Origin of the sequence: uncultured Schumannella sp., from assembly GCF_905479755.1 — a bacterium.
GTDB lineage: Bacteria > Actinomycetota > Actinomycetes > Actinomycetales > Microbacteriaceae > DCRR01.
In genome coordinates, this window is record NZ_CAJQNT010000048.1 from 26641 (window position 1) to 49124 (window position 22484).

The following is a 22484-nucleotide window of genomic DNA, read 5'->3' on the forward strand; positions in this document are numbered from 1 at the left end:
GCGAGCCGTCGCGTGCACTTCTCGTTCTCGGGCCCGCTGATCGAGTGGCGCGGCCCGGCGCCGTTCGTGTTCGTGCGGTTCAGCGAGTCGCTCTCGGCGGAGCTGAAGCTCGCCGCTGCGGGCCTCGAGTACTGGGGTCAGGTGGCCGTCTCGGTCACGATCGCCGGGGTCGAGTTCACGACCGCGCTCTTCCCGCGCGACGGCGTCTACCTGCTCCCGCTCAAGGCCGCCGTGCGGTCGCGGCTGGCGGTCGAGGTGGGTGACTGGGTCGAGGGCGAGCTCTCGCTCACGCGCCGGTGAGTGGGGGGCACGACCAGGCGGCGAGTCCGCGTTTTCTCCCCGCGACGCGGTCGGTGGATCGGCTTAGGCTGATCGCGTGGCGAAGAGCACCAGTGACACCGGGCAGGTTGCGGCCGAGCAACTCACTCTCGAGAAGGCGAAACGCGAGGCCGATGACCTGACGTCTCGTATCCTCGAGCTCCGCGAGGCGTACTACCAGCACGACGCCCTCGAGGCGAGCGATGCCGAGTACGACGCCCTGATGCACCGCCTCGAGGCACTCGAACACGCCTTCCCCGAACTCCAAGGTCAAGACAGCCCGACACAGACGGTCGGCGGACGCGCGCAGACGACGCTGTTCGACCCGGTGACGCACGCCGAGCGCATGCTCAGCCTCGACAACGTCTTCAGCCGCGAGGAGTTCCTGGAGTGGGCCGCGCGCGCCGAACGGCTCGCGGGCCGGCGGATCGCCTATCTGTGCGAGCTCAAGATCGACGGGCTCGCCCTCAACCTCCGGTATGAAAACGGCCGACTCGTGAGCGCCGCCACCCGTGGCGACGGCGTCGTCGGCGAAGACGTCACCGAAAACGTGCGACACATCGCGGGCATCCCGACGACGCTCGCGACCGATGACCCGCCCGCGCTCGTTGAGGTGCGCGGCGAGGTGTTCTTCCCGGTGGAGGCCTTCGAGGCGCTCAACGCGGCGCAAATCGCCGCCGGGGATCGGGTGTTCGCGAACCCGCGCAACGCCGCGTCCGGCAGCCTCCGGCAGAAGGAGGAAGGCAAGTCGGGCGAGGCCCTCGAGCGGATGCGCACCCGCATCCGCCATTTGCGTTTGCTCGTGCACGGGATCGGCGCCTGGCCCGATCCGACCGCCGACGACGGCACGCCGGTGCACAGTCAGAGCGAGGTCTACGCGCTGTTGGCCACCTGGGGTCTGCCGACGAGTCGCCACTTCGAGGTGCGAGCGGATGCGGCAGCGGCCGCCGATTTCATCGCCCACTACGGCGAGCACCGGCAGGGCACGAAAGACCATCCGGTCGAGCACGAGATCGACGGCATCGTCGTCAAGATCGACGAACTTGCCCTGCACGACGAACTCGGCGCGACCAGCCGCGCACCGCGTTGGGCGATCGCCTACAAGTACCCGCCCGAACAGGTGAACACGAAGCTGCTCGACATTGTCGTGAGCGTCGGGCGCACCGGGCGCGCGACACCGTACGCGGTGATGGAGAAGGTGCGTGTCGCGGGGAGCGAGGTGCGCCAGGCGACGCTGCACAATCAAGACGTCGTCAAGCTCAAGGGCGTGCTGATCGGCGACACCGTCGTGCTGCGCAAAGCCGGTGACGTGATCCCCGAGGTGCTCGGTCCGGTGGTCGAACTGCGCGACGGCACCGAACGCGAGTTCGTGATGCCGGCGAACTGCCCCGAGTGCGGCACGCCGCTCGCGCCCGCGAAGGAGGGCGACGTCGACCTGCGCTGCCCCAACGCGCGCACGTGCCCTGCGCAGGTGCGCGGCCGCGTCGAGCACATCGCCAGCCGCGGCGGTCTCGACATCGAGGCGATGGGCGAGGTGGCGGCGGCTGCGTTGACGCAGCCGCTTCACCCGTCCGACCCGCCACTCCCGACCGAGGCGGGGCTGTTCGACCTGCGCATCGACGACATCTTCCCGATCGAGGTGATCGTCCGCGACTCGGAGACGGGGCTTCCGAAGCAGGTGGATGCGGGCGAGGCGGGCCATGACCTCACCACCGCCGACGGGGTCACAATCCGCGTCAAGACCGACACTCCGTTCCGGCGCAAGCGCAAGATGACGGGCAAAGACGCCGACCCGGAGTTCGACCCGGCGGCAACCGGCGAGGACTGGTTCGGCGACGCCGAATTCGTGCCCTCCAAGGTTGCGGAAGAGATGCTGGCGAACATCCAGGCCGCGAAGGCGAAAGACCTGTGGCGTTTCCTGGTCTCGCTCAATATCCGGCACGTTGGGCCGGTTGCGGCGCGCGCACTGGCGGGCTGGTTCGGTTCGCTCGACGCGATCCGCGCCGCGACCCGAGAGGAACTCGCGGCGGTCGACGGAGTCGGCGACATCATCGCCGAGGCGGTGCTGGCCTGGTTCGAGATCGACTGGCACCGCGAGATCGTGGAGCGCTGGCAGGCCGCCGGCGTGCCCTTCGTGGTGCCGGGCCACCCGGGGCCGGGCAACGCCGCCACCGCCGACGGTCCGCTCGCGGGATTGACGGTGGTCGCGACCGGCTCGCTGGAGGGTTTCACCCGCGAGGGTGCCCAGGAGGCGATCATTCGCGCGGGGGGCAAGGCGGCGTCCAGCGTGAGCAAGAAGACCGACTTCGTGGCCGCCGGCCCGGGGGCCGGATCGAAGCTGCAGAAGGCGGAGGAGTTGGGCATCCGCATCCTGGATGCCGCCCAATTCGCGCTCTTGGTCGAGGGCGGTCCCGCGGCGCTCGGTGAGGCTCCGGCAGACAGCTAGGACCTCCTCCTTTTGGAGGACACCGCGCGGAACTTCGGCGTGTCGCGGGGCGCCTTCTGGCCCGGCTTTTCGGGCGAGACGGGTTTTTCTGCCCCCTGTTCGGGGGACAAATCCGGGTTTGTCGAGCAAATTCACAAATTGGACACAATTCGACCCCCATTTGGGGTGCATTCGGAACATAGAATGCACTCGTGCGGTCATAAAGATTTTCTAGGGACCGATCGCACGCTGGGGCGAGGGGACAACTGTCTTGCTGGTGGAGATCACCGCAATCCTCACTACCTCGGCGGCCGTCACGGGCGTCGCCGAGGTCCTCGGCATGATCGATCGCTCCCCGGCGACAGTTCCCGCCTCGCTCACCGTGTCCGCCGTTTCGCCCGCGACCTCATCGGCCGATCGGATCGCGTTCGAGGCGATGCTCGCCGGCGACGTGACACCGTCCGCGTCGGTGCGGGGAGGCTCCGAATCGCCGTGGATCGGATCGCCCGACCCGTTCATCGGTCCCCGCGCGGTCGTCGGGGTGGGGCAGTCGGCGAGCTTGGCGAACCTCCGCGGAACCGCGCTGTTGACCCAACTGGCCGCGCTGCCGCGCGTCGAGCTCGACCAGTTCGTCACCGAGAACCCGACAATCATCGCCGAGACCCTCGCGGCACCGCCGCTCGCGAGCGACGTGGTTGTGTGGTGGGAGGCGACCGCCGAGAGCGAGCGCGCCGCGCTGATCGACGTCGCACCGGAACTGGTCGGCGGGCTCGACGGAGTCGACTACGCGTCGCGCGACGTGGCCAACCGCGCGCGACTGACGACGACGGTCGACGAGATCGAGTCGCGCCTGGCCGAACAGCCGGGCCGCGCGGAAGCCGCCGAGCTGGAGACGCGTCTCCACATGCTGGAGCAGATCGTCGCCGCGCTCGAGCCCGGCGAATCCGGGCTCGCCCGCACGCTCATCCTGCTCGACACGACCGACGACGGCCGCGCGGCGATCGGCATCGGAGCGCTGGAGACCGCCGAGTACGTGAGCTACGTCGTGCCGGGAATGTTCTTCGGTGTCGACGCGCAGCTCGTGGCGTGGACCGACATGGCCGATGCTCTCGCCGTGGAGCAGAACGAATGGCTCGCCCGCCTCGCCCCCGCAGCCGGCGAGTCCGCCGAGGTGCTCGTCGCCGGTGCTGACCTCGCTCCGCAGGCGGCCACCGTGTCGTGGATCGGCTACCGCACCCCGTCGCTGCTGAACGTGGCCTCCATGGATCTGGCACGGGAGGGGCGCGACACGCTCACCTCGGCGCTTCAAGGCTTCGACGCGCTGCGACCGACGGGTGCGTATGTCTCGGTGTTCGCGCACTCCTACGGTTCGACGGCCGCGCTGCTGGCGTTGGAGGAGAACGACGTCACGGTGGATGCGCTCGCCCTGCTCGGGTCTCCCGGCAGCCCGGCGCAGACCGCGAGCGAGCTGAACGTGCGTGACGCGAACGTCTGGGTGGGCGTCGCCCCGTGGGACCCGATCCCGTCGACCGGCGTCTTCGGCAGCCAGCCCGCGAGCGAGGCGTACGGCGCCAACCACTTCGCGGTGGACGGGGCGATCGACCCGATCACGGGCGAGGAACTCGGGGGCGCGTTCAGCCACAACGACTACTTCACTCCCGGCGGCGAGTCCTTCCGAAACCTCGCCCTCATCGGCATCGACCGCACCGATCTGGTGATCGGCGCCGGGGTCGAGGTCACGCAGTACGCCGCCAGCGTCTCGACCGGCGCCTCCGCCGGAAAGCGGGTCGGCTCGCTCTGAGCCGCCGTCGCGGTGCACGAGCGGGCGCGCGTCGCGAGGCGCGGCCCTCGCCCGAATAGACTGGGGGAGTCCCGCAAGAGCGCACTCGTCGTCGATCGTCCGGAGTTGTTTGTGTCTGAAATTACCCCCGAGGTGGTGCGCCATCTGGCCCACCTCGCCCGGATCGGTCTGACCGACGACGAGATCGGTCACCTGACCGAGGAGCTGGGAGCGATCGTCGACTCGGTCGCCAAGGTCAGTGAGGTCGCCACCCCGGACGTCCCCGTGACGAGCCACCCGATCGCGCTCGGGACGGTGACGCGCCCCGACGTCGTCGGCGAGACCCTCACGACCGAGCAGGCGCTCTCCGGCGCGCCCGCGCACGACGGGTCGCGGTTCAAGGTCAGCGCGATCCTGGGAGAAGAGCAGTGAGCGCCGCCGGGACCACCGCCGGGGGAGCGAACTCCGGGGCCAGCGCACCTGCCGACCTGACACGCGCGACCGCCGCCGAGCTGGCCGACCTTCTCGCCGCAGGCGAGGTGTCGAGCGTCGAAGCGACCCGCGCGCACCTGGACCGGATCGCTGCGGTCGAGGGCGACATCCACGCCTACCTGCACGTGAACGACACCGCGCTCGAGACGGCCGCCGCGATCGATCAGCGTCGCGCAGCGGGGGAGGCCCTGCCCGAGCTCGCGGGCGTGCCCGTTGCGATCAAGGACGTGCTCTGCACGCTCGACATGCCCTCCACCGCGGGCTCCAAGATCCTCGAAGGCTGGGTTCCGCCGTACGACGCGACGGTCGTCGCACGGCTGCGCGCCGCCGGCCTCGTGCCGCTCGGCAAGACCAACATGGACGAGTTCGCGATGGGCTCCTCGACGGAGCATTCGGCGTACGGCCCGACGCGGAACCCGTGGGACCTCGACCGGATTCCCGGAGGCTCCGGAGGCGGATCGGCGGCCGCCGTTGCCGCGTTCGAGGCGCCGCTCGCGCTCGGCTCCGACACCGGTGGCTCGATCCGCCAGCCGGGTGCTGTCACCGGAACGGTCGGCATGAAGCCCACCTACGGCGGCGTCTCGCGCTACGGCGCGATCGCCCTCGCCTCCTCGCTCGACCAGGTCGGACCGGTCACCCGCACGGTGCTCGACGCCGGTCTGCTGCACGACGTGATCGGCGGGCACGATCCGCGCGACTCGACGTCGATTCCGGATGCCTGGCCCTCGTTCGCCGAGGCGGCGCGCGCCGGTCAGCGCGACGGCGCCGTCAAGGGCCTCAAGATCGGCGTCGTGAAGGAGATGTCGCAGGAGTCCCAAGGTTTCCAGTCGGGCGTGCTGCAGCGCTTCCACGAGTCCCTCGCCGCGCTCGAAGCGCAGGGCGCCGAACTGGTTGAGGTGAGCGCCCCGAGCTTCGAGTACGCGATCGCGGCGTACTACCTGATCCTTCCGGCGGAGGCATCCAGCAACCTCGCCAAGTTCGATTCGGTGCGCTTCGGCATGCGGGTCGAGGTGCCCGGTGGCACGGTCGAAGACGTGATGTCGGCGACGCGCGAGGCGGGCTTCGGTCCCGAGGTGAAGCGTCGCGTGATCCTCGGCACCTACGCGCTGAGTGCCGGGTATTACGACGCCTCCTACGGGAGTGCTCAGAAGGTGCGCACGCTCATTCAGCGCGACTTCGACGCCGCATTCGAGCACTGCGACGTGCTGGCCACGCCGTCGGCGCCGACGACCGCGTTCAAGCTCGGGGAGAAGCTCGACGACCCGCTGGCGATGTACCTGAACGATCTGACGACGATCCCGGCGAACCTCGCCGGGGTCCCCGGCATCTCGATTCCGGCCGGTCTCGCGCCCGAGGACGGCCTGCCAGTCGGCATCCAGTTCATGGCCCCCGCGCGGCAGGACGCGCGCCTCTACACGGTGGGCGCCGCACTCGAGCAGTCGCTCGTCGACAGCTGGGGTGCGCCGCTGCTGGATCGGGCGCCGGCCCGCGGTTAGGCGCGCGAGAGTGCTGGCTCTCCGCTAGCCGATGTTGGCGCCGATGGCGCCCGCGAGGTAGGGGATCAGCCAGATCGCCCAGACGGCGACCGAGAAGCGGTGGAAGTTCTGCCGCTCGGCGGGGCGGTTGCGCACGAGCACGACGATCGCCCAGGCCAGGTGGACCGCCATCAGCACGATGGCGATCGTTCCGGTGATCGCCATCACGGTGCCGAGCACCGCCGCGAGGCCGGTGTCGGTGTTGGGGTTGCTGGCGGCGATCTGCGTCATCATGAGGGTCGCCGTCACGTCGCTCACGAGTCCCAGTCCAAAGAACACCGCATGCCACGGGCGCAGGTCGCGACGGATTCTCTCGGCCCAGACGCCGATCGTGTAGAAGATGAGCGCGGCGGTGATGAGCACGATGGCGGGAATCAGCATGCGTCCACTCTGAGGGACCGTCCAGCTTGCGCATAGGGACCGAAGTCCCACCTGGGAACACGTTGGCTCTAGGTTCTTGGTGAGCTCACCCCGCGAGGCGGCGCGCGGTTGCGCTGCGCGACGGCATCGGGATCGGGCGTTGGGCAGGGTCGAGCGTGCGTGGTGGGATCGCCGAGTAGTTGGCCCCGTCGCGCGTGATGCGCCACCCGTTGTCGTGCACGAGCAGATGATGATGCCGGCAGAGCAGCACGCCATCAGCAAGATCGGTGCGTCCGCGTTCTCGATGCCAGGGGATGATGTGGTGCGCTTCGCACCAGGTGGGAGGTCGTTCGCATCCGGGGAATCGGCATCCGCCGTCTCGGGCGGCCAGCCCGATGCGCTGCCGGGCGGTGAAGAGTCGTTGATCGCGGCCGACGTTGATCACCTGTCCGTCGGAGTCGAAGTGGATCGGCACGGTGCCGTCAGCGCAGATGCGGCGTTCGACGGCGGGGATCGACACCGGCGAGCTCTGCCCTTCGAGGTGGCCGGCTCCGCGACGGCGGGCCAGGTCGGCGTCGGTGACGAGCACCCGCACGGCCGGGGTGCGAGCGCCGAGGACGGTGCCGTCGTCGGCGACGGTTCCGATGCGAATGAGTTCGACGAGGGAGTCGAGCGCGATCTGACTGGTGTCGCGCGCATCGCGCGTGAGCCGGGCGACGCGCTCGGCTTCTGCGCGCCCGCGGGCCCCGCTGTCGACGAAGCGCGGACCGCCGCGCCGCGGAGAGGTGGCGGCATCGACGCTGGCGACCACGATGGCGGCGGATTCGGGGTCGAGCAGGCCGTGAATCCGGGTCATGCCATCGGGTTGCGGTGTGAGTCGAAGGTAGCGGCGACTGCGGAGTTCACGTTCGTGCTCGCGCACGGTCGTGTCGTCGAGTTCGGCGCGAAGTTCACGCGCCCGCGCGGCGAGCTGGTCGAGGCTGAGGGACGAGGCGGCGTCGACGAGCGTTGCGGCGGCGGATGTGAGCGACTCGGAGCTGACGCGGTCGTTTGGCGCTCCGAGCGTCAGGCGAATCGTGTCGGCCGCGCCGATCGACAGGCGGGCTTCGGCGACCGCGCGGGAGACGGGCGCGAGATGCTCGAAGCGCCGCACCTCGGCCCCAGGATCACCGGCAGCACCGGCAGCACCGGGAGCACGGCTGGTGCCGACGCCCGGATCGAGATCGGCGACGAGAGTGCCGACGCGGACCAGCGCGGCCGCGTCGCGTGGTGAGCTGCCGGTGACTTGCGCGACCAAGGTCTCCGGCGTGCGGGCGCCGAGGCGCTGCGCGAGCCCTTCGAAGCCGAGGTCGTGCCGGGAGCGACGTGCGAGTTCGCCGGCCACCACCGACGACACCGCGTCGACGCGTCGGCGTAGCTCACCGAGCGTGCGCTGGAGATCGATGACGGCGTCGTCGGTCAGCTCGCCGAGCGACGAGGGAGCAGGAGCGACGAACGGCACCGTCGGATCCGCGAAGGCGGGGAAGGTGGTGGTCGTCGTCATGAGACAATTTTCTCAAGATTCGAACGTTTGTACTAGTACAAGTTCTCGGCGAGCGGCGGCCTGTGGAGGAGAGGATGCGGCGCCCGGCCGTCTCGACCCGTACAGGCAGAGCTCTCCGGCCAACGCACAGCGCCCCGGCCGCCGAGATGGCGAGCGGGGCGCTGCGAGCGGGGCGCTGCGAGGTGGTCTCGGCGGCTCCGGACCTCAGTAGTTGGTGCCCGACATGACCGAGATTCCCTGTGCGATCAGCAGGAAGAAGCCTCCCGAGCTCAGCATCAGGATCGCGAGGATGCTCGGCACGGCGTACCAGGGCACGTCCTTCTTCGATGCGGCGTTCGTGGCGCGGGTGGCGGCGACGGTCTGGGTGTTCGACATTGTGTGTCTCCTAGTGAGTTGGTTAGTTGGTGTAGTAACTAACCAACCAGCAAGGCGCGATTGTGTCAAGTGGTTCCGCGATTAATCCGCAACTCCCGCCACGAGCACCGCCTCCACCGGATACCGCAGCACGGGCCCTAGGCCGCTGACCCGCTCGCGGTACGCCGCCGCGATCGCCGCGCGTCCCGCATCCGTCGTCGCGACGTACGCCTGCCCGATCGTGCCGAGCCCGGCCGCGACGCCGGCCCACAGATCGTCTGCCGGCACCGCGAACGACCACGCCACCCGCCGCGCCTCGCGCACCGCGAACCCGCCGGCCGAAAGCAGCCCCGACACGCCCTCCTCGGTGCGCGCAAAGTCGCTCGCCTCCGGCATCACGAACCCGCCCGCGGGCTTGGTGCCGGTCTCGTCGATGATCGCCGCCCACAGCTGATTCAGCTCGGTCGGCTGCCACGGCCACACCGTGACCGCGATGGGCGCGCCCGGCCTGGCAACCCGCCGCAACTCCGCAACACACGCCGACGGATGCTCCACATGGTTCACCGCAAAGTTCGCCACCACCGCGGCGAAAGCTTCATCACCGTAGGGGAGCCGCGCCAGCTCAGCCACCTCGAACCGCGCCCCCGGCACGCGCTCGCGGGCGAAGGAAACCATGCTCTCTTCGGCATCCACTCCGGTGACCTGCCAGCCGCGCGCGACGGCTTCGGCGGCGGCGACGCCGGTGCCGCATCCGGCGTCGAGGAGCGTGCCCGGCTCAGCCGAGCCACCCGCGCCAGCCGTACCGGCCGACGGCGCCCCCACCGCTTCCAGCAGCGCCGGCACGGCCCCGGCGCACATCAGCCCGAAGGAGCGGTCGTAGTCGGCGGCGATCCCGGCCCAGCTGACGGTCATACCCCGACGCTCCTGGGCGCGGCGTCGGGCGCCGACGCGATCCAGTCGTCGAGCGCGGCCTCGAATCGGGCGCGCGTTCGCTCGCTCACGCCGGCAACCCGCAGCCCGTTTCGCGCGAGAGCCGCGAGCCCGGCGTCGTCGATGCCCCACTCCCGGCGCGCGATCTTGTACTGCGCGGTGATGTCGGCGCCGAACCAGAGCGGGTCGTCGGCGTTGAGGGTGATCGGCACTCCCGCCGCGAGCATCGCGGGCGCGGGATGCGTCGCCAGCGTCGCCGCAACGCCGAGGGCGAGGTTGGAGGCGGGGCACACGTCGCACACGATGCCCTCGGCGGCGAGCCGGGCGAACAGCTCGGGGTCGTGCACGGCGTGGATGCCGTGCGAGATCCGGGTGGCGCCGAGCACATCGAGGGCGGAGCGCACGCTCGCGGGGCCGTCGATCGGGCCGCCGGTCTGCCCGGCGTGGATGACCACCTGAAGGCCCGCATCTCGAGCAATCCGCGCGGCGCGCTGGAAGCGCAGCGGGCCGGACGGGTCGTCCGGCCCAGCGGTGCCGAACGCGCTGACGCCGGCTCCGACGAAGCGGGTGGCGAGCACCGCGAGCTCCTCGGCGAGCGGTGCCTCGACGCCGGCGGTGACGGTCAGGTTGGCGCCCACCTCGACGCCGGTCTCGGCGGCCCCGCGCTGCAACGCATCGACGATGGTGCGGGTGACGGTGTCGAGGTCGCCGAGCCGCGGGCTGTAGAGCTGCGGCTCGATCGAGGGTTCCAGGTACAGCACCCCGGACTGCGCTTCGGCGTGCACGAGGGCGACGCAGAGCGCGGCGAGGTCGTCGAGGTCGCGCACGAGGGCGGGCACGGTGGCGTAGGCGGTGAAGAATTCGCCCGCATCGCGGAAGCGCGCGGGTCGCTCGAACGAGCCGCCCTGCGCCCGGGCGAGCCGCTCCACGGCAGCCAGCGGATACCCGCCGTCGAGGTGCAGGTGCGCGTGCACTTTCGGCAGGGCGCGCAACGAACGCCCGGTGGTGTCGGGATGCGAGGGGTCGGTCACGCGAAACTCCTGTGCGGGGGCGTGGCGGTCGGGCTGAGAGCGTCCGTGGGAAGCGTAGCCGCTGCGTCATTCAGCTCCGAGCCACCCAGCCCCCGCCCAGCCTCACCCGCATGATGAGAATATGACTGCCGCTCGCACCGCCTCCCGCATCCTGCTCGGCTCCGCGCTCGCCTTCGCGGGTATCGCGCACCTCACCTTCGCGCGCCGCGAGTTTCAGGCGCAGGTGCCGCCGTGGGTGCCGCTCGACCCCGACACGACGGTGGTCGCCTCCGGCGTCGCCGAGATCGCGCTCGGCACTGCGTTGGTTGCCGCGCCGGCCAAAGCGCGCCCGTGGGTGGGTGCCGCGGTGGCGGCCTTCTTCGTCGCGATCTTCCCCGGCAACATCTCGCAGTGGGCGAACCGCCGCGATGGGTTCACCCTCGACACGGATGCGAAGCGCCTGGCGCGCCTGCCGTTCCAGCCGGTGCTCATCGCCGCGGCAATTTGGAGTACGCGCGCCAAATAGACTGAAGCCATGGCCAAGCCCGACCTCATGGACTACGACAAAGCTCTCGAGATGTTCGAGCCGGTTCTCGGCTTCGAGGTGCATGTCGAACTCGGCACCCAGACGAAGATGTTCTCGGATGCGCCGAACCCCGCCGCGGCCGGTCGCGACAGCCACGACGAGACCCCGAACACGTTCATCACGCCCGTCGACCTGGGGCTGCCCGGCAGCCTCCCGGTCGTGAACCAGACGGCGGTCGAGTACTCGATCAGCCTGGGGCTGGCCCTCGGTTGCGAGATCGCGCCGCGCTCTACGTTCAGCCGCAAGAACTACTTCTACCCGGATCTGGCGAAGAACTACCAGATCAGCCAGTACGACGAACCGATCGCGTTGGATGGCAGCGTCGAGATCGAGCTCGAAGACGGCACCGTGTTCACCATCCCGATCGAGCGCGCGCACATGGAGGAGGATGCCGGCAAGCTGACCCACATGGGCGGCAGCACCGGACGCATCCAGGGCGCCGAATATTCGCTCGTCGACTACAACCGGGCCGGCGTGCCGCTGGTGGAGATCGTGACGAAGCCGATCTTCGGCGCCGAGCACCGCGCCCCCGAGGTGGGCAAGGCGTACGTGTCGACGATCCGCGACATCGTGCGCGGTCTCGGCATCAGCGAGGCCCGCATGGAGCGCGGCAACCTGCGCTGCGACGCCAACGTGAGCCTGCGCCCGCGCGGGCAGGAGAAGCTCGGCACCCGCACGGAGACGAAGAACGTGAACTCGTTCCGTTCGGTGGAGCGCGCGGTGCGCTACGAGATCCAGCGTCAGGCGGCGATCCTCGCCAAGGGCGGCACGATCACGCAGGAGACCCGCCACTGGCACGAAGACACCGGAACGACGAGCGCCGGGCGCCCGAAGAGCGACGCGGATGACTACCGCTACTTCCCCGAGCCCGACCTGCTTCCGGTGGAGCCGAGTGCCGAACTGATCGAGAAGTTGCGCGCCGCCCTGCCCGAGGCGCCCGCCGCGAAGCGTCGCCGACTGCGCGACTCGTGGGGATTCACGCAGCTCGAGTTCCAGGATGTCTACAACGCTGGCCTCCTGGTGGAGGTCGAAGAGACCGTCACCGCGGGCGCCTCCCCGGCCCAGGCCCGCAAGTGGTGGACGGGCGAGATCGCCCGACTCGCCAATGCCGCGGATGCCGAACCGACCTCGCTGATCACTCCCACCCAGGTGGCGGGTGTCGTCGCGCTCGTCGATGAGGGCGTCGTAAACGACAAGCTCGCCCGCCAGGTGATCGAGGGTGTGATCGCGGGGGAGGGAACCCCCGCCGAGGTGGTCGAGAAGCGCGGACTCAAGGTCGTCTCCGACGACGGCCCGCTGATCGCCGCAATCGACGAGGCGCTCGCCGCCCAGCCCGACGTGTTGGAGAAGATCCGCGACGGTAAGGTGCAGGCCGCCGGCGCCGTCATCGGCGCGGTCATGAAGGCAATGCGCGGCCAGGCCGACGCGGCCCGCGTGCGCGAGCTCGTGCTGGAGCGCGCCGCCCAGTAGCGCCGCGCGCCGGTCGAGTAGCGGCGAAGCCGCAACCTTGCCGGTCGAGTAGCGGCGTAACCGCAACCTTGCCGGTCGAGTAGCGGCGAAGCCGCGTATCGAGACCCGCGCGCCGCTCGAGCTTCATCCCGAGCTCCGACGTGCGGTCCGGCGATTCGCAGCCTGATCAATGCCAGTCGAGTCGCTCCGGTGCCCACGTCATCCCGGTGACCTCGCCGCGCAGCGCCGGGTCGATGAAGCGACGCATTAGTTCGCTCGCGAGCTCAACCGTGCGAAAGTCGGCGCAATACGGCACGTCCTTCGCTTGCCTCGCAAAGTTTCGCCCCCACGTCGCGGGGATCGCGAGCTCGGTGAACGGTGCGAGTCGACGGGCGCCAGCCTCGACGTCAACGGCGCGTTTCAGCGCATCCGCTCGGATTGGCTGCGTGGTGGCGGGCACCACGAGGTCGACCAGATCTTTCTCACGACTCGACGGCCGGCCGTTGTAGTCGGCCATGGTGGCGCACACCTTGTCGGCGATCTGATCGGCGACCGGGTACAGGCGATAGTCGTGGCTGGCCAGCCGCGGTAGGTCGAGACGGTTGGCGGGAGCAGTGACCGTGACCTCATCGGTGACGCTGACTCCCACGACGAGGTCGACGTGAAGCGGCTCCTTCTTGTCGACCCCGATGTAGACGTCGAAGTCGACGGCGTAGCCCTCGGTGTAGGCCTGTTGGTCGCCGCCGACGGCGGGCGCATGCCGCGTGTACACGAAACGGAAGAAGTCGCCGAGGTCGATGCTCGCCAGACGGATCAGTTCGGCGAGGGCGCCGTCGAGCGAGTTGTTGGCGCGAAAGAGATCGACGTCGATGGTGCTGCGAGCGGATGCGACGCGGGCCAGCACGCCGGTGCCGCCCTTGAGGAGCCAGTCGCGGTCGCTGCGCTCGGAGAAGACACGACTGAGGAAGCGGCGAAAGGTCTCTTGGCGGATCCGATCTTGGATCGACATGGATGCGTCGCTCGCGAACGCCGTGCGCGCGGCATCGCGAATCGCCGACTCGACGGCCTTCGCGCTCGCATACGGCTCGGTCATGTGTTGGCCTCAGCGGACGCGGCGCGGAGGTTGATCTCAGAGGCTGGCGCCTGGGCGAGGAAGTTGCGCGTGACGAGCGCGCCGAGATCTGCCCGTGAGGCGATCTCCCGCGCGAGCGTCTCGATGTCAATCCCGGCGATCACCTGCAGTTGATCGAGCAGGGCCGCGCCGTCTCCTTTGCGGTGGCGGTTGCGTTCGGCCAGCGGCGCGAGCAGGTCGGCAAGCCGCGTGAAGTCGATCTCAAACTTCCGGGTCGCGTCGCGCAGCGCATCGGCGACGAGAGACAGGTCGGTGCGATCCTCGACGAGGTCGGCAATCGTCCGCTCGGGTGTCGTCACGGGGAGGCCTTCGCGAATCGTGACATCGCTCGCGCTCAGCTCGCGTCGCCGATAGTGGATGTCAGTGCGCTGCGTCTGCCGACGGTCGGGCGCGCTGAGCTCTGTGCGGTTCGAGCGCAGGTCGCCGATGTCGTGAAGCCGGGCTGCGGTTTGGCCTGAGACGACCACACCACGGTGTCCATCGTTCAGGCGGTCGCTCGCGAGCCGCGCGGGTTCGCTGCTGAGCCAGGCCGCGCGCACGTCGAGGTGGGCGCCACCGGGGGCACCCGCATCCTTGTAGACCCCCTGCGCGAGACGCTCGAGGTTACCGGAGTCGGTGAGCCGCGAAAGAGTGAGCCGAGAGATTCCGCGCGCGGCAGCCTGGGCCGAGGTGAACATGCCCCATTGCGAGGCAGACAGTTCGGCCAGCTCGCGCAGCGCATCCCTGGCTTTCATGCTTGAAGTGTATCACTTAGAGCGATACAAACTAAGCGTGGATAGCGGTTGAGGTGCCCCCACCCTCCTCATCCTGCGAAGACAAAGCCGCCGACCGCAGCGCCGGATCCACCCGCGGCTCCACCTCAACTTCCTCTTCGCTCCGCAACCGCGGCGGAGCCGCCGACCATGCCTTCAGCTGCTGCCCGATCACCTCGTAGCTCGTGGTCACCCCGTCGAGCACTGAGTCGATGAACGCCCCGCGCCCGACTCCGCGCTTCGCACCGAGCGGATGCATCTGCGCCACCGTGAATGACTTCAGCTCTTTCGTCGGGTCGCCGATCAACCGCGCGGGGTCCTCCCGCACGACGCGCAACAGCTCGGCCGTGCTCGCGCGCTGCCGCGCCGCGAAGGCTTCGATGCGCAGGGTGTCGGGCGCATCCTTCAGTTGCCGCACGAGCCCCGCCTACCGGAGAAGCTCTATCCGGCGAAACTCGCCGCCGACGGCCTGGGCGAGATCGCCCTAGCGCCCAGGCACGATCCTACGAAATGATCAACAGTCAGATGCCGCATGATCAACCCGAGGAGACTTCTGTGCGATTGCTCACCACGTGTCTGGTCGCACTTTTCGTTGTCGCCGGGGTTGCTGCGTGCACGTCGCACGGGCCCTTCGCGGACTGCGTCGAGAGCTGCGGCCCGATTGCGGCAAGTGAAGTGTGGTCGGTCGGACTCGACGGCCCGACAAGAATCGTGGGCGTGGATACTGAGCGGGTCTACGTCTCGATTGAACGTACGGAGGGCAGCGAGCTCATTGCCGTGGATGCCACCACCGGCGAATACCGATGGAACTATCGGACACCCGCGTACGCGTCCGAGATTTCGGTTCGGTTGGGGGGGGGTGACCATTGCGGATCGTGTCGAGGGGGGTATCGAACTGACCTCGCTCGACGTGGTCACCGGAGAGGTGCGCTGGGAACGAAGCGTGAGCAGAACCCCTCTGGCCGTTAGTTCCGACGGGTGGATCTTGTCGAATGTGAACGACGCTGTTGTGCTGTCCGACCTGCTGGGCTCACGTGCTGATTGGTTGCCGCGTGACGGCTGTTCGACGACGACGGGCGAGTTCGATGATCGCGGCCGAGTCGTGCTCGCGCTCGTCTGCGATGGGGATGTCGAGATCGCGGTCCTCGACTCTGAGTTGGACGAGCTCTCGACGACCAGGGTCAACGGTTCCGCAGATTCTTTCGACTTCGCCACCCCGATCGGTGACTATACGGTCCTCGGAACGAGCCAGTACGGCGACTTCACGGTCGTTCGAGATGGACACGTTCTTCGCAGCTACGAGGCGCTTTCGCCGTCGCGGGTCTTTCAAGTCGGCGATGCGCTCCACGTCTGGCTATATGGCGGCGCCCCCCTCCGGCTCGGCCCTTCGGGCGACCCGGTCGTCGGCCCGGGGCCAGCCTCCGCTCGCGTCGAACCGCAACGGCGTGCTGAGTTCCCACTGACGACCTACGAGTTGTACAGCGATCTCTCCACCTCCGGGATTGCATTGACAAGAGTCGGATACGACGTCGTTGACTGGGCAATCAGCCGAGACGGAAGTTCCACGTTCGAAGTGATCGGTGCCGAGGACTCGACGCTGAGATCCGTTCGCTACGGCGAGTCTTGGAGCACCCCGACCGATAGGCCTCTCGAACTCGCTCAAGCCGATGCGGGCGGCTACACCTTCGAGGTGCAGAGCGGCGCCGAGACCGAGACGATGTTGGTGAGCTACACCGGCGAGGTTCCAGATGCATCCATCGGCATGATCACGGTCTACCGAGTGCCGAACGCGAGCGACCTCGCCACCGGTCTCGAGTCGATTCGAGCCCGGGTACCGGAATCCCGGATCGTCGCATCGGGCGAGAACTGGTTCGCTGACGCGGGCTACCTCGGCTACAAGGACAATGAAGTGTGGCTCGCTGTCGAACGATGCCTGTACTGGATTTACGAGATCGATGGCGAATCACTACCGAATCAGTCGCTACTTAACGAACTCGCTCGTGGGCAACTAGTCAAAGGATGCTCATGACCAAGCCCATCACAAACCCCAAGACCGAGGAAGCGCCCGAGCTTGCGCCACCCGAGCCGGAACCACGATCTCGTGTCCGCGCCCTTCTAAACCTGTTGCCCGAGTCGGCGCGTCGCCCTACCGTCCCAGAGACGCTTGGATCGATCGCGCTCCTCGGGATCGCCGTAGTGCTGGTTGCGGTGCTGGCGTCGTTCGGGCAAGCCGCCGCGGGCGCGCTGCAGTCGTTGATTGCGAGCTCGGCTAGGCAGGATTTCGACCCCGCCGAACCCTTCACGGCATCCATTCGGACGACGAACACGACAGGCATGGACTTCGCCTATCCGGATGCTGTGAGCTTGCCGGAGCAGGAACTGGCAATCCGCGAGGGTGACGTGACGGGGGCGGTACCGATCGACTCCTCGTTTCGCGAGTTCAGTATTGCCACCGTCAGTGACGAAGCCTTCCTGATCACCGACATTCGCATCGCGGATCTCACTCCTGAGCCGATCGTGACCGGCACACTCATCGACAAGCAGCACGGTACCGGCGGCCCAGAGCCGCGGAAGACGCTGTACTTTGACCTCGCCGTCGGCACCGCGAGCGACGAGCCAGGAGGCGAGGACTACTTCGCGATAGGTGAGAATGTGCTCACCTTCGACTCGGCGACGCGGATGATACTCGCGCTTGTTGTCGATGGACCCATCGATGACTCATGGAGCTGGGTGTATCAGTTCGAAGTCACCGGCCCGGATGGCGGTCAGTTCACGTACTTCCTCGGAGCCGACGGGAGCCTACGCAGCGACGTCATCGAGATCGATGACTCTGCGCGATTTCGCCTTACCGCCAAAGCGGCAGTCGACAATTACGCGGTCATTTTCGCCGAAGACGATGACGGTGTCATTGTGAAGATCAAGAGCTGAGTGCGCCGCGCCCTTGTCCGACTTGCGCAGCGTGCGCGCGGTGACGGCGTCGCGCACGGCAACCCAGTTGGGCCCCATGTCGTTGAACTCGAGCGCCCCCGACTTCGGGTGCTCGAGGTAGCGGATCAACTCGCCGAGTATCCACGCCTGCTCGGGGTCGGCGACGCCGCGGAACTCTTTCTGCAGCACCGCGTGCGAAAGCACTTCGGCCCACGAGATGTGGTGCAGCTTGACGCTGCGCAGCTTGCGCCCGTCAACTTCGGTCGGATGCATCCCCAGCGCCGCCGGCAACTCATTCGAGATCGTGAGCAGGGCATCAAACCCGTGCTCACGCGCCACGTCGAGGTAGTTCTCGAGCTGCCCGCGCTTGAGCTCGTTGACACCGGTCTTCACCTCGACGAGCGCTGTCCACGACTTCGCGCCGCGCTTGGCGCGAATGAGTCCGTCTGGAAGACTCGCTTGCCATTGACGTCGAACGGCACTTCGGTGAGTGCCTCGATCGTGCCTGCCGGAGCGCCCAGCGAGCCGAGTAGCGCGCGCCCGAACCCCTGGACGGATGAGATCAGCGCCAACAGCGCCGACGTCGCCCGCCGTTCCTGCTCTTCAGCCCCGTTGATCCCCGACGTCGGAATCAGCCGCGCAGCGTGTCATACCCGTTCTTCTGCCACAGCGACTCCTTTGTCGTCTGAGTGATGCTCATGAGGGTAGCGGAGCGAGCCATCGTCGGTTTGATGCGTGCGGGGCGGAAGTCGACCCCGCGAACTTGGTCGCGGCCGTGCGGTACAGGAGCGGCAGCCGCTCCCTCCCCCCGGGGGGCTTGCGGAGCTTCAATTTGGTCGGGCGACAAGGCGACGTGGCTTGGGTGCGGTCGATTGCGACGCACCCTTCCCAGACGTAGCGCTAGTCGAATTTCGGTCAGGTACGGTGCGGAAGGGCCGACGTCAATGATCGAGGCGCTAGGTTCCTTTTAGGTGACTTAGATAGGAGATCTCGTGACTGTTCGCCGCGCACTCCGTGTCAATCAATGGCTCCCTGAGTGGGATCGCATCCAGTTCGATTCGGCTAAGCGTCAGGATCGCCCAGAGCCTTGGTTTCTCCTGCTTTCGGTTCCAGCGCGAGATCTTCGACGTCTTGCTGACGTCGCCAAACGTCAGTCGAGCCCGCTTATTCCTGGGTCTGCTGAGACCGGAATTCAGCGAGGTCTTCAGTCATCCCGTGCCGAGGAAATCAGCAGATACGTTCGAACTGGCTACCCGATGTCCTCGCTGAGGGGTGCGCGACTCAAGATGGCCGACGATGCGCTTCGCAAGCCAGGCTGGCTCGCATCGTCAATTATCGTAAACATCCTGCTGCCGGGCGAACAACGGGATGGGCGAATTCTTCATCCCGAAGATGCAATCGTGGTGGAAGAAGACACATCGGACGCCTTCGGAAGCTACAAGGTGTCGTATCCCGACTCTTGGAGCGCTGACTGGGACCCGCTCGTTCGAGCACCGATGGAAGTGATCGATGGGCAGCACCGCCTCTGGGCCTTCACCGGCGACGAAGAGTACGACAACTTTGAGCTGCCGGTGGTGGCTTTTGTCAATTTGGATCTTGCGTGGCAGGCATATTTATTCTGGACGGTGAACATTAAGCCCAAACGGATTAGCCCTTCTCTGGCTTATGACCTGTATCCCTTGTTGAGGGAACAGGAGTGGCTCGAGGCGGGCGAGGGGCTTTCCGTGTATCGCGAAACCCGGGCGCAAGAAATTGTTGAGGTTCTCTACTCATTCCCGGAGAGCCCTTGGTACTCTCGGGTCAACATGCTCGGCGACTCAAACCGCAGCGTCGCGCCTGTCACTCAAGCGGGATTTGTAAGGAGCCTGACAAGTTCATACGTCCGCGCATGGAACTCCGGCGCAAGTGGCCTCGGTGGGCTGTTCGGCGGGTCGGAGGAAGGTAGCGGACTCAACTGGAACCGGCTGCAACAGACGAGTCTGATCGTCGAACTCTGGACGCTGCTCGCCACTCAGATTGCAGCGCGTCGGCTGGAAGGAGCGGTCTCTCGCGGCGAGGACTTTTTCAGCCCAGACGGCCAACCTAGTCTCGTTCCGACGGATCAAGGCATCCGATGTGTAATGCAGGTGTCAAATGATCTGCTTCGGTCGATCGCGAATTCGCTCGAGTTCTTCGACTGGGAGTTCGGCTTTGCGGAGGAGGCGTTCGAAGCTGCGGACGTCCGCGCGTGCCTCGATTCACTGCGTCAACTTGAACTGCATGCCATCCTTGACAATCTCGCGGAAGTCCTTTCTCGTTTCGACTGGAGGACGCTAAAGGCGGCGGGTCTGACGGACACTCAGCGAGACTTGAAATCCGCTTACCGTGGAAGCGGCGGATATGCGCTCCTAAGGCGCCACGTTCTCGAGCACATTGCGACCGACTCGAATACTCGGCTAGCTAACGAAGCGAGCCGGTTGCTCCCTGCTCGAGCGGATGACGAATAGCGTGGAGCCTTTGTCGGCGGCCGAGTCTGCGGCAATTGGCGCGGCGAGTGCGAACGTAGTCGAGGACCACTTCTTCACAGTTTCCCGGCGCTATTCAGACACGGGCAGCTGGATCCCGGCGAGCTCGCCGTTTGGCGGCGAGAACACTTTTCACCGCCTCAGAACATTCGACTTCGCGAAGATGAACGCGCGCACGACGGAGTCTCTCGCAGAGTTTCTCAGCGCCTCTGTGCTCCTCCATTGTGCTGACGCCTGGGCGTACTTTGGACGCTCGCTGGCTGCTCTGTCGCACGGATCGCTTTCGGTCGCGCAGCATCTGCTCTACTACTCCGAACTGCGATCGGCAATGGCGATCTTGGCGCGGAACGGCATCTATTGCATCGACCGGACGAACTTCGTGCTCGACGCTGGCAAGAACGTGCATCGGCTAAAGGCTGACGGCACACATGTTGCGGTGTGGCGCTACTTTGACGCTTGGTCGCGCGGGTCGGCGGCGATTTCCCCGATAGCAGGTTCGGTCAAGCTGCTCGGGTCAGCTTTGCCCGACTGGTTGGATGCTCGGCATGGCCTCGCCTCGGCGGCATTGATGGTGCCCCAGCTGTTATCGGCGTGGGGTGCGGACCTCCGCTTCTACGCGCGTGACCAGAAGTGGAGGAACTACAATTCTTACGTCCCGCAGCACGCGTCAGCAGCGGCGCAACATCACACACCGAGTTGGCTCACAAGTGCTGTCTCGGAGGTTTGGAAGCTCGTGTGGTCGTCGGGCGGGGAGACGTTTTCCGAACTCGACGCGTGGTTGACTCGCGGTGCAGTGCAACAAGCCTTCAGAGAGGCGACAGACGAAGAGCCCGCGTACTCGCTGAAGTACGCACGAGTGCTGGACACGGCGCTTCCATCGCTAGTCGACGCCGCTTTCCAAACACGCGCTCGTACAGTACTTCGCAATCCTCTAGGGGATTCTCCCGAGATTCTCCGACTCGCCGAGGCGCGCCCTCACGCGAGAATTCCATCATCTGTGGCGACGAAGGGGATGATCGGGCGTGCGCTCATCTTGGCCCGGTTGGCCACTGCCAACACGCAGTCTTTGGCAACGGCGTCGGGAGTTTCGCCCGACGCCTTCGAGCCATGGGGATTGGATCTGTTCTTGCGGTCGGGCATCGGAGTACCTGAGCGCTCGCGGTCTGGATTGCTCGATACTCAGTCGGACATCATCCTCGAACTAGAGATGCTTCAGGATTCCGAGCCCGATAAGACGCTCGAGGGCCTGGCAAACGTGTCGTCATCCTGGTCGCACAGTTACATGCTGCTGACGAAGGTCGAGCGAGCCCTAGTCTGGTCTATGGTCGCGTGAAGACTGGAGAAGCGCAGTGAGTACATGTCGATCGGCTAATGGTGACTGACCAGAACTTTGAGCGCGTCGACCCGTTCCTGCGATGGGCAGGAGGTAAGCGCTGGCTCAGGCCGACGGTAAACCAGATTCTCGGAAACCGTCGTATATCAGGTTATATTGAACCATTTCTGGGCGGCGCGTCGATCTTCATGGGGCTCGCGGTCGCAGGTCGAAGTGTTCTCGCGGATCTGAATGAAGAACTCGTTGGGGTTTACCAGGCAGTGCGCGACTCCCACGTCGCCGTAGCTGAGGCTCTCGAAGGGTACGAGAACACGCCGGAAGCGTACTACTCGGCTCGAGCGAACGTGCCGAGAGATTTGCCGTCCCGGGCCGCAAGATTCATTTATCTCAACCACACTTCCTTCAACGGTATTCACCGGGTCAATCTCAAAGGCGAATACAACGTCCCTTTTGGGTACCGAAAGACGGTGAACATGCCCAGTCTTGCGACGCTCACTTTTGCATCACAGAAGCTTTCGAAGTCAACACTTTGCTCTGGAGACTTTGCCGTCTCGCTGCGCGACGCTAAAGCTGGAGATCTCGTTTTTCTCGACCCTCCGTACACGGTCGCTCACAACGCAAATGGCTTCGTGAAATACAACCAACACCTTTTCTCGTTCTCGGATCAACAGCGACTCGCGTTGGAAATTGAACGTTTGCTTTCATTGGGTGCAGATTTCATACTGACCAACGCCGCGCACGCGTCGGTCGCGGACCTCTTCGGTCCGCTAGGGAATCAAGTCGTCGTGTCGAGGAAAAACGCGGTCGGCGGCCGCCGCGCGACAAGAGGCCGGGCTGAAGAGTTCCTCTTCACGAACCTCGATGTTTCAATGTTGAGCGGCGCTCCAGCCCCATCGAATGACCCGGACGAGGGGTCAAGTCCCGGGTAGTGGTGTAGCGCGATCCTTCGTTGTGTTGGCTTAGGCGCTGAGTTCGAGGGCGGGTTGGTCGGTCACCTCGTTTCCTGTCTGGGGGACGAGGCTCAAGCGGCTCTTGGCGAGGATCTCGAGTCCG

General features: G+C 66.7%; 20 protein-coding genes. 12 read left to right on the forward strand and 8 right to left on the reverse strand.

Annotated features, from left to right (window positions below; genetic code table 11):
- Window positions 1–12 precede the first annotated feature (12 nt).
- The 5 genes from QZ258_RS11745 (at window position 13) to gatA (ending at window position 6511) form a co-directional block, all read left to right on the forward strand.
- Window positions 13–300 carry a DUF1905 domain-containing protein gene (locus QZ258_RS11745; RefSeq protein ID WP_294181758.1) on the forward strand — a complete coding sequence of 96 codons (288 nt, stop codon included), beginning with the start codon at window positions 13–15 and terminating at the stop codon, window positions 298–300.
- 76 nt (window positions 301–376) lie between these two features.
- Window positions 377–2764 carry an NAD-dependent DNA ligase LigA gene (ligA, locus tag QZ258_RS11750; protein ID WP_294181759.1) on the forward strand — a complete coding sequence of 796 codons (2388 nt, stop codon included), beginning with the start codon at window positions 377–379 and terminating at the stop codon, window positions 2762–2764.
- A 256-nt stretch (window positions 2765–3020) separates the two neighbouring features.
- On the forward strand, window positions 3021–4544 hold the full coding sequence (locus QZ258_RS11755; RefSeq protein WP_294181762.1) for an alpha/beta hydrolase: 1524 nt from the start codon (window positions 3021–3023) through the stop codon (window positions 4542–4544).
- A 111-nt stretch (window positions 4545–4655) separates the two neighbouring features.
- On the forward strand, window positions 4656–4955 hold the full coding sequence (gatC, locus tag QZ258_RS11760; RefSeq protein WP_294181763.1) for an Asp-tRNA(Asn)/Glu-tRNA(Gln) amidotransferase subunit GatC: 300 nt from the start codon (window positions 4656–4658) through the stop codon (window positions 4953–4955).
- Complete coding sequence (gatA, locus tag QZ258_RS11765; RefSeq protein ID WP_294181764.1) at window positions 4952–6511, forward strand: Asp-tRNA(Asn)/Glu-tRNA(Gln) amidotransferase subunit GatA; 1560 nt, start codon at window positions 4952–4954, stop codon at window positions 6509–6511. Before gatC ends, gatA begins: the two co-directional genes overlap by 4 nt.
- Before the next feature lie 24 nt (window positions 6512–6535).
- On the opposite strand, the gene QZ258_RS11770 is transcribed toward gatA, so the two are convergent.
- From QZ258_RS11770 to add, 5 genes are all read right to left on the reverse strand, one after another.
- Entirely contained in the window at window positions 6536–6931 is a 396-nt protein-coding gene (locus QZ258_RS11770; protein WP_294181766.1) for an HsmA family protein, read from the reverse strand.
- A gap of 85 nt (window positions 6932–7016) precedes the next feature.
- Window positions 7017–8453, reverse strand: a complete 1437-nt coding sequence (locus tag QZ258_RS11775) for an HNH endonuclease signature motif containing protein (RefSeq protein ID WP_294181767.1) — start codon at window positions 8451–8453, stop codon at window positions 7017–7019.
- 204 nt (window positions 8454–8657) lie between these two features.
- Window positions 8658–8828, reverse strand: coding sequence for a hypothetical protein (locus QZ258_RS11780; protein WP_294181769.1), 171 nt, complete (start codon window positions 8826–8828; stop codon window positions 8658–8660).
- 81 nt (window positions 8829–8909) lie between these two features.
- Window positions 8910–9719, reverse strand: coding sequence for a class I SAM-dependent methyltransferase (locus tag QZ258_RS11785; RefSeq protein WP_294181771.1), 810 nt, complete (start codon window positions 9717–9719; stop codon window positions 8910–8912).
- Entirely contained in the window at window positions 9716–10768 is a 1053-nt protein-coding gene (gene add / locus QZ258_RS11790) for an adenosine deaminase (RefSeq protein WP_294181772.1), read from the reverse strand. The genes QZ258_RS11785 and add overlap by 4 nt, the downstream gene beginning before the upstream one ends.
- 121 nt (window positions 10769–10889) lie before the next feature.
- Between add and QZ258_RS11795 the strand changes: the two genes are divergently transcribed.
- Together QZ258_RS11795 and gatB are read left to right on the forward strand one after the other, a co-directional pair.
- A complete protein-coding gene (locus QZ258_RS11795) occupies window positions 10890–11273 on the forward strand; it encodes a hypothetical protein (RefSeq protein ID WP_294181774.1) in 384 nt (127 codons plus the stop codon).
- 9 nt (window positions 11274–11282) lie between these two features.
- On the forward strand, window positions 11283–12803 hold the full coding sequence (gatB, locus tag QZ258_RS11800; RefSeq protein WP_294181776.1) for an Asp-tRNA(Asn)/Glu-tRNA(Gln) amidotransferase subunit GatB: 1521 nt from the start codon (window positions 11283–11285) through the stop codon (window positions 12801–12803).
- Between the two features lie 166 nt (window positions 12804–12969).
- Here gatB and QZ258_RS11805 read toward each other — a convergent pair whose 3' ends face one another.
- From QZ258_RS11805 to QZ258_RS11815, 3 genes are read right to left on the reverse strand one after another with little or no spacing between them, the layout of a single operon-like run.
- The gene (locus tag QZ258_RS11805) at window positions 12970–13875 is read right to left on the reverse strand and encodes a nucleotidyl transferase AbiEii/AbiGii toxin family protein (protein WP_294181778.1); all 906 of its coding nucleotides are present in this window, start codon (window positions 13873–13875) and stop codon (window positions 12970–12972) included.
- Window positions 13872–14648 (reverse strand): type IV toxin-antitoxin system AbiEi family antitoxin domain-containing protein, encoded by a 777-nt coding sequence (locus tag QZ258_RS11810; RefSeq protein WP_294181780.1) that lies wholly within the window; start codon window positions 14646–14648, stop codon window positions 13872–13874. The genes QZ258_RS11805 and QZ258_RS11810 overlap by 4 nt, the downstream gene beginning before the upstream one ends.
- Before the next feature lie 31 nt (window positions 14649–14679).
- Complete coding sequence (locus QZ258_RS11815; RefSeq protein ID WP_294181783.1) at window positions 14680–15084, reverse strand: hypothetical protein; 405 nt, start codon at window positions 15082–15084, stop codon at window positions 14680–14682.
- A gap of 576 nt (window positions 15085–15660) precedes the next feature.
- Here QZ258_RS11815 and QZ258_RS11820 point away from each other — a divergent pair.
- From QZ258_RS11820 to QZ258_RS11840, 5 genes are all read left to right on the forward strand, one after another.
- On the forward strand, window positions 15661–16695 hold the full coding sequence (locus QZ258_RS11820) for a hypothetical protein (protein ID WP_294181785.1): 1035 nt from the start codon (window positions 15661–15663) through the stop codon (window positions 16693–16695).
- Window positions 16692–17594 carry a hypothetical protein gene (locus QZ258_RS11825; RefSeq protein WP_294181787.1) on the forward strand — a complete coding sequence of 301 codons (903 nt, stop codon included), beginning with the start codon at window positions 16692–16694 and terminating at the stop codon, window positions 17592–17594. Before QZ258_RS11820 ends, QZ258_RS11825 begins: the two co-directional genes overlap by 4 nt.
- 992 nt (window positions 17595–18586) lie before the next feature.
- Complete coding sequence (locus tag QZ258_RS11830; RefSeq protein WP_294181789.1) at window positions 18587–20080, forward strand: DGQHR domain-containing protein; 1494 nt, start codon at window positions 18587–18589, stop codon at window positions 20078–20080.
- Window positions 20070–21431: a hypothetical protein gene (locus QZ258_RS11835; protein WP_294181791.1), complete on the forward strand. Its 1362-nt coding sequence runs from the start codon at window positions 20070–20072 to the stop codon at window positions 21429–21431. The genes QZ258_RS11830 and QZ258_RS11835 overlap by 11 nt, the downstream gene beginning before the upstream one ends.
- Before the next feature lie 38 nt (window positions 21432–21469).
- Window positions 21470–22360, forward strand: a complete 891-nt coding sequence (locus tag QZ258_RS11840) for a Dam family site-specific DNA-(adenine-N6)-methyltransferase (RefSeq protein WP_294181793.1) — start codon at window positions 21470–21472, stop codon at window positions 22358–22360.
- The last annotated feature ends 124 nt before the right edge of the window (window positions 22361–22484 follow it).